The sequence below is a fragment of the Gilliamella sp. B2717 genome, assembly GCF_026536675.1.
Lineage (GTDB): Bacteria > Pseudomonadota > Gammaproteobacteria > Enterobacterales > Orbaceae > Gilliamella > Gilliamella apicola_I.
Window position 1 is genome coordinate 57191 of sequence record NZ_JAFNNQ010000091.1, and the last position, 7387, is coordinate 64577.

A 7387-nucleotide genomic window follows, 5' to 3' on the forward strand; every position below is an offset into this window, starting at 1 on the left:
ACATAATGTGCATGATTTTAATTATTAGAAAGCTATGTGAAAAAATTAAAATAAGCAATAATACAAGCTGTTATATGTAAATTTTTAAAAAATTTGTAGTGGATCACATTTTTATCATTAATTTATCGTAAAAAATGTAATCTTTTGGTTAAATAAGATTTAAAATTGTTAAATAGATTGATAGCAAATATACATAATCAATTTATATTAATGAATCAAACTTGTGATGAATTAATGGTTTATTAATAAATAGATAATCGGTGTCAGATCATAACATCGATTTTATATGAAATTAAGGAGTAAAAAATTTGTCTACTTTATCTTTATTAGACGAAAAATGGATACCGGTTGTTCATTTCGATGGTCACCTTAGTAAAATTCAACCCAGCCAACTGGTTGATGAAACCATTTCAGATTTAGCTTATTTAAGACCCGATTTTCAAGGTGCGGCTTACCAGTTTTTGATTGGTTTATTACAAACCACACTATCGCCCGAAGATAATTCAGAGTGGCGAAAATATTGGAATAATGGTTTTTCATCACAGCAACTAACCGAAGCGTTTGAACAAGTCAGAACAGCCATGCAATTTGGCGCAACAAAACCCTCTTTTATGCAAGATTTTGCTAAATTGGAGGGTAAGAAAATACCTATAACGAATTTATTAATTGATGCTCCGGGTGAGAATGCATTGAAAAAAGATACCGATCACTTTGTTAAACGTGGTTTTGTCAAAGTGATGTGCCCACACTGTGCCGCTATGGCGCTATTCACTTTGCAAACTAATGCCCCAGCGGGTGGTCAAGGACATCGGGTGAGTTTGCGTGGGGTCATTGGTCCAATTACTACTTTAATCATGCCAGAAGTGAGTAAACCGACTCCATTATGGAAAAAATTGTGGTTAAATGTGATCCCTTTAGATGATGAAGAAAGACCACAGCAGTTTGATGCATCAGTCTTTCCTTGGTTAGCACCAACCAAGACCAGTGAACCACCTAAAAATTTAAGTCTATTTCCTGAACAAGCTAATTACTGTCAAGCTTTTTGGGGAATGCCTCGGCGTATTGAGTTAGATTTTCATCAAACTGAGCAGGGGCAATGTGACATTTGTGGTGAATTATCGAAACAACTGATTACCCAATATCAAGCTAAAAATTATGGCATTCAATATCAACATTGGCAACATCCGTTAACGCCATATTCGACAAATAATAAGACAGGTGAACAGAAGGCCATTAAAGTGCTACTGGGTGGATTAATTTATCGAGATTGGTTAGGTATGGTGAGTGCCAATGATGATACGCATTCGGCTAGAGTGGTAACAACTCATTTTGAACGAAACTTTGCAGGTAAACAACATTATCATTTATGGTGTTTTGGCTACAATTTCAAGCAGATGGATGCTCTTTGTTGGTATGAACACTTATACCCAGTATACCCTGATTTGGCCAAAACTAACAGTGATTTAAAAGAGTTAATTGCTCAAGCATTAGAACTCAGTAAAGATATGCAGGAGATTTTAAAAAAATCAATTGAAATTTTCGTTACAACTGACAAAAAGAAGAAAAAAGAGATCGAAAAAGTGCTCAAAAAAAGATCGATATCAATTGAGATTGCGTATTGGAAAGAAACAGAATTATTATTTTATGAGTTTATAAAAAAACTTATAGAACAAAAAGACAATCCCAACGGTCGGCAACCATTGTTAATTGAATGGGCAGATACATTATTAAATTATGTTACTCAAATCTATGATAAGGTCGCTTTTGGTGATCTTGAACAATCATTTAAATATAGCAAAACTGAAACAGCTGATCGAATTTCTTGTAATCAAATAAGTGGTCGAAAAAATTTACTTAATCAATTTAATGATCTTAAAAAAAAATACAATATATCAAATAACTTTGATTACGTATAAGGAGAATAACGTGTCAAGAAATCTTATCAAAAAAACGCTCATTCTTAATAATCATCATAAAATAATTATTAATGAATGGTTTTCTAATTTACAGGATCAAGAATGTTATTTCTTTGGTAAAGCTTACAATGGTTTAAAGTTACGAGCAGATCTGAAAAAAGTACCTTTTCCATATGGAGTAATGCTCAAAGAAGGTTATTGGTTATTAGCTAATCAGTTATTTGAAGAAAATAGCTTTCTAATAGGTTCAGATAATCATCATCAAGCACTCGCAATTTTTGTTGCTGTTGCTATTTTTGCCAAACTAAATAATGAAAATGCTTCTTTTGCATCACAATTAAATGAAACAAAAGAAAAAAATCAACAAAAGTTTCTATCTCCTTTACGCTTTAACCAACTTGTTGCAAATATTACTGATGAAGAATTTTGCCGACGTTTAATCCGAGCAGTTAAATCACGTGGAGATGAAGGTGTAAACCTCTTCTCACTTGCTGATAGTATCTTTTTATGGGCAAAAGAGCGGGATAATCGTCAAAAAAATTTATTAAATAATATGGAACCATTTAAACGTAATTCTGTTCGTTGGGCAATGGATTACTATTCGACCGAAAAATCAATTAAGGAATAACTATTATGAGTACATTTTTACAATTACATTTATTAACTGCTTATGCGCCTTCAAATTTAAATCGTGATGATTTAGGTCGTCCGAAAACAGCTAAAATGGGAAATAGTGAACGTTTACGTATTTCTTCTCAGAGTTTAAAGCGTGCTTGGAGAAAATCAGACTTTTTTACTGAGTCACTAACTGAAAATATAGGTGTTCGTTCACGTAAATTTATTACTGAATGGGTTTATAAACCTATGAAAGAAAAAGGAGTAGAAGAAAAACTTGCAATATCATGTGCAAAAAAAATAATGGAAAACTATCGAAAAAATAAAAAGTCAGAAGATGAAGCGAAAAAAGATACAAAGGAAAATGGGAAAAAATCTGAAGAATCAAAAGTAAACTTCGATATGGATCAACTTATTCATATTAGTAATGATGAACAACAGGAAATAGAAAGACTAGTTGCACTATTAATTAATCAGAAAAGAGAGCCTACCCAAGACGAATTGAATAAATTAATTAAAACTCGTCAAGAAAATAGTAGCATTGATATTGCTTTATTTGGTCGAATGTTAGCGGGTAAAACAGAATTTAACATTGAAGCGGCTTGTCAAGTTGCTCATGCTTTAAGTGTGAGTGCAATTTCTATCGAAGATGATTTTTTTACTGCTGTTGATGATTTAAATGATAAAGGAAAAGATGCGAGTTCAGGGCACTTAGGCGAACGTGGATTTGCCTCGGCACTGTTCTATACTTATATCTGTATTAGTCGTGATCTACTCCTTGATAACTTAAATGGTGATGAAGCATTGGTTGAAAAGACACTAAAAGCATTAACTGAATCCGCTATAAAAGTGGCGCCAACTGGCATGCAAAATAGCTTTGCATCACGTGCTTATGCCTCTTATTTATTGATTGAAAAAGGTACTCAGCAACCACGTTCACTTGCTGTTGCTTATTTTAATCCTATCCGTAGCCAAGATATGGTGAATGATGCCATAACTCGATTAGAGCAACAATTGGATAAGTTTGATCAAGTTTATGGTCAATGTGCGGATGATCGCTACAAACTCAATATTGAAAGTGGAGAAGGGACACTTGCAGCTGCATTAAAGTTTGTTGCGGAAAAATAAGGAGCAGTCAAGATGATAAAACATCTTATTTTTCAGATTTATGCACCGCTCACATCGTGGGGGGAACCGGCTGTTGGCAATATTCGCCACAGCAATATTATTCCTTCCCGCTCAGCTTTATTAGGCTTTTTGGCTGCAGCATTAGGTATTCGGCGTGATGACGATCGTATTGATGCTTTCAATCAACATTATTTTATTGCTTCTCGCCCTTTTATTATTAAAGGAAGTTGGTTGTATGATTTTCATACTGTTCAATTTCCAATCCCTAAAAGCAAAAATTCTAAAAAGGTTGATGAGCAAGATTCAAATAATCTGGTAACTCATCGTGAATATTACAACGATGTCTATTATCAAATTATTATTACCGAAACAAAAAGCGCCCCTTATTCTGTAGAGCAGATAAAGCAGGCATTATTAACGCCTGTCTTTCCACTTTATGTAGGTAGAAAAAATTCGCCATTGTCATTGCCGTTAGCCCCCATAATTTATGAAGGGCTGCTTAGTGATGCTTTTGTATTCGCTAATGAACATTATCATCAATACCACCAATTAGATCCTGTCCTAAAGTATTTAGTTGATAGTGATGCTAACGAATATTACTGGGATCATCCTGATCAAGAAGCGCATTTTGACGTAATGAAAATACAATTTCGACAAGATCAGCCTATTAACCGGAAGCGTTGGCAATTTATCAATCGTCAGCAATATACAGGACACTTAAAAAGGAGCGAATAGATGTATTTTTCGAAAGTCGAGCTAAAACTTGAGCGACTTCCTTATGTGATGCAACAAAAAAGGTGGTCTGCTGGTGAATATGCTATGCATCAATGGTTATGGCAACTGTTTCCTGATGAAAATAAACGTCCATTTTTATTTCATAAAGATCAAAAGACTAAAAAACCTCTGTTTTATCTTTTATCTGAAGTTGCACCGCTTACCAATCATGAATTATTTAAAGTCGATACAAAACCTTATGCACCGCAATTAACAACAGGCATGAAGTTAAGTTTTTTATTACGTGCCAATCCTGTTGTCATGAAACAAGGAAAACGATGTGATGTGATGATGAACGCTAAGTATCAGGCTAAACAACAGGGATTATCATCGAATGAGATCAAAGATCTGCAATATCAAGCGGCCATAGATTGGTTGATTAAGCAAAGTGAAAAACGTGGATTTTCATTACAGCAAAATAATCATTCAGCAGTCTGCTGTAATGTTATCAGTTATAACCGACATCTGCTTAATAAAAAGTCAGAACTTAAACCAATTCGTTATAGTAGTGTTGATTTTGAGGGTGTATTGACTGTTACAGATCCAAAACTATTTTTAGCTACACTTTATCAAGGTATCGGTAAAAGCAAAGGGTTTGGCTGTGGGCTATTTTTAATCAAACACTGTCAATAGGATATTTAATATGGTGTATGTTCCACTAAATCCTATTCCTTTAAAAAATAGAACATCAATGATCTTCCTACAATATGGACAAATTGATGTTTTAGATGGTGCTTTTGTATTAATAGATAAAACAGGCGTTAGAACCCACATTCCCGTTGGTTCTATTGCTTGTATCATGCTTGAGCCCGGTACACGAGTATCACATGCAGCGGTTAGATTAGCCGCAACTGTGGGGACACTGTTAGTCTGGGTAGGTGAGGCTGGCGTCAGAATGTATTCGACAGGTCAACCTGGGGGAGCCCGTTCGGACAAATTACTTTATCAAGCAAAATTAGCTTTGGATGATGAACTTCGTCTAAAAGTTGTCAAAAAAATGTTTGAACTGCGATTTGGTGAGCCGGCTCCTAGCCGACGTTCTATTGAACAGTTACGAGGTGTTGAAGGCGCTCGTGTACGTGCAACTTATGCATTACTAGCCAAAAAGTATCGTGTTAAGTGGCATGGACGTAAATATGATCCCAAAGATTGGCAAAAAGGCGATACGGTCAATCAATGTATCAGTGCTGCTACTTCTTGTCTTTATGGTATTACCGAAGCAGCGGTTTTGGCAGCTGGTTATGCACCAGCTATCGGTTTTGTGCATAGCGGAAAACCGCTCTCGTTTGTTTATGATATTGCCGATATTATAAAATTTGATACAGTGGTACCCAAAGCGTTTGAAATTGCAGCTAAAAATAGAGCTGACCCTGATCGTGAAGTGCGCATTGCTTGTCGCGATATTTTTAGAAGTCAAAAAACATTGACGACATTAATTCCACTGATTGAAGAGGTATTATCCGCTGGAGGTATTGAACCTCCACCGCCTCCTGATGATGTACTACCACCTGCGATTCCAGAACCTCAATCACTTGCCGATAGTGGCTTTAGGAGCCATTAATCATGAGTATGTGTGTTGTGGTGACTGAAAATGTCCCACCTAGATTAAGAGGACGCTTAGCTATTTGGTTATTAGAAATCAGAGCTGGTGTTTACATAGGTGATATTTCCAGACCGGTAAGGGAGATGATTTGGCAACAAATCATCGAGCTTGCTGAAGAAGGGAATGTTGTACTTGCTTGGGCAACCAATACTGAGTCTGGATTTGACTTCCAAACTTATGGTACTAACAGAAGAGTGCCGGTAGAACTCGATGGACTTAGGTTGGTATCTTTTTTACCTATTTAAAATCAATAAGTTAAAGTTCTTTAAAAATTAAAAAAATCTGGTAGAATTTCGTGGTCGCTATAAGTTTAAATAAAACAAATAGCTACGTTTAGAGTGTTCCCTGTACACACAGGGATAAACCGTTAGAATTGTGATTGAATGGTGTATTTATTAAGTGTTCCCTGTACACACAGGGATAAACCGCCCTTTAGCAGCATGGGCATGAGAGGGAAATAGTGTTCCCTGTACACACAGGGATAAACCGTTGATCATCCTCCTGTTTTTTTTGTAGCATCAGTGTTCCCTGTACACACAGGGATAAACCGATATTACCATGACGCAAAATATTGCGACTTACAGTGTTCCCTGTATACACAGGGATAAACCGCGTACTTAAACACGGTTAAAAGCCTTTCTGTTGTGTTCCCTGTATACACAGGGATAAACCGTAATCGTAGTTGTTGATAGGCGCTTTCTGGATGTGTTCCCTGTATACACAGGGATAAACCGTTTTTTCAGATTCAGTGGACGGGACATTAAACGTGTTCCCTGTATACACAGGGATAAACAGAATATAACTATTTCTTTTTTAATAAAAATTTTGTGTTCCCTGTATACACAGGGATAAACCGTCTTGGGGCTACATTAAATTTAATGCTGTATTGTGTTCCCTGTATACACAGGGATAAACCGTGCGCAGGTATTCGATATCCCGCTCCAACTCAGTGTTCCCTGTATACACAGGGATAAACCGGAGGCTAAATTCCCAACGAATGATAAAAATATGTGTTCCCTGTATATACAGGGATAAACCACATTAGCGAATGGTCATTTTTTAGGTTTTCTTTTATAAGCTTTAATAACCGACCTGCCTTCAATTTACACTCTTCTAGACTAATAAATAGTAGTTAGTACCAAGCTTAATCTTAAACACTTAACATTGCTATCTTTATAATTTAATTAGAAAATCATTCTAAAAAACTTGCATTAAATGGTAAAACAATGTAGTTTACATATTTAAAAAAAGTTATCAAAATTTATATTTCAAAATAATTAAAAACAAAACCTATAATTTCTAGGAATGATATGGATATAAGGCAGCTGTTTTCGGATTGTTTCAACGTGCA

At 35.5% G+C, this 7387-nt stretch carries 7 protein-coding genes and 1 CRISPR repeat array; all 7 genes read left to right on the forward strand.

All coding sequences use genetic code 11. From position 1 onward, the window contains the following. The first annotated feature begins 308 nt into the window (after positions 1-308). Genes casA through cas2e form a run of 7 tightly spaced genes read left to right on the forward strand, consistent with a single transcriptional unit; the run spans position 309 to position 6281 of the window. Positions 309-1916 carry a type I-E CRISPR-associated protein Cse1/CasA gene (gene casA / locus J3U35_RS08980; RefSeq protein WP_267360859.1) on the forward strand — a complete coding sequence of 536 codons (1608 nt, stop codon included), beginning with the start codon at positions 309-311 and terminating at the stop codon, positions 1914-1916. A gap of 10 nt (positions 1917-1926) precedes the next feature. Continuing rightward, a complete protein-coding gene (casB, locus tag J3U35_RS08985; RefSeq protein ID WP_267360861.1) occupies positions 1927-2544 on the forward strand; it encodes a type I-E CRISPR-associated protein Cse2/CasB in 618 nt (205 codons plus the stop codon). 5 nt (positions 2545-2549) lie between these two features. Next, positions 2550-3659, forward strand: a complete 1110-nt coding sequence (gene cas7e, locus J3U35_RS08990; RefSeq protein WP_267360863.1) for a type I-E CRISPR-associated protein Cas7/Cse4/CasC — start codon at positions 2550-2552, stop codon at positions 3657-3659. A gap of 12 nt (positions 3660-3671) precedes the next feature. After that, complete coding sequence (gene cas5e, locus J3U35_RS08995; protein ID WP_267360865.1) at positions 3672-4394, forward strand: type I-E CRISPR-associated protein Cas5/CasD; 723 nt, start codon at positions 3672-3674, stop codon at positions 4392-4394. Continuing rightward, a complete protein-coding gene (gene cas6e, locus J3U35_RS09000; protein ID WP_267360867.1) occupies positions 4395-5066 on the forward strand; it encodes a type I-E CRISPR-associated protein Cas6/Cse3/CasE in 672 nt (223 codons plus the stop codon). It begins immediately after the preceding gene. 10 nt (positions 5067-5076) lie between these two features. Continuing rightward, positions 5077-5994, forward strand: coding sequence for a type I-E CRISPR-associated endonuclease Cas1e (gene cas1e / locus J3U35_RS09005; RefSeq protein WP_267351532.1), 918 nt, complete (start codon positions 5077-5079; stop codon positions 5992-5994). A 2-nt stretch (positions 5995-5996) separates the two neighbouring features. Next, the gene (gene cas2e, locus J3U35_RS09010) at positions 5997-6281 is read left to right on the forward strand and encodes a type I-E CRISPR-associated endoribonuclease Cas2e (protein ID WP_267360869.1); all 285 of its coding nucleotides are present in this window, start codon (positions 5997-5999) and stop codon (positions 6279-6281) included. Positions 6282-6373: 92 nt separating this feature from the next. Next, positions 6374-7075: a CRISPR direct-repeat array (repeat unit 30 nt; unit sequence AGTGTTCCCTGTACACACAGGGATAAACCG). Positions 7076-7387: the final 312 nt, after the last annotated feature.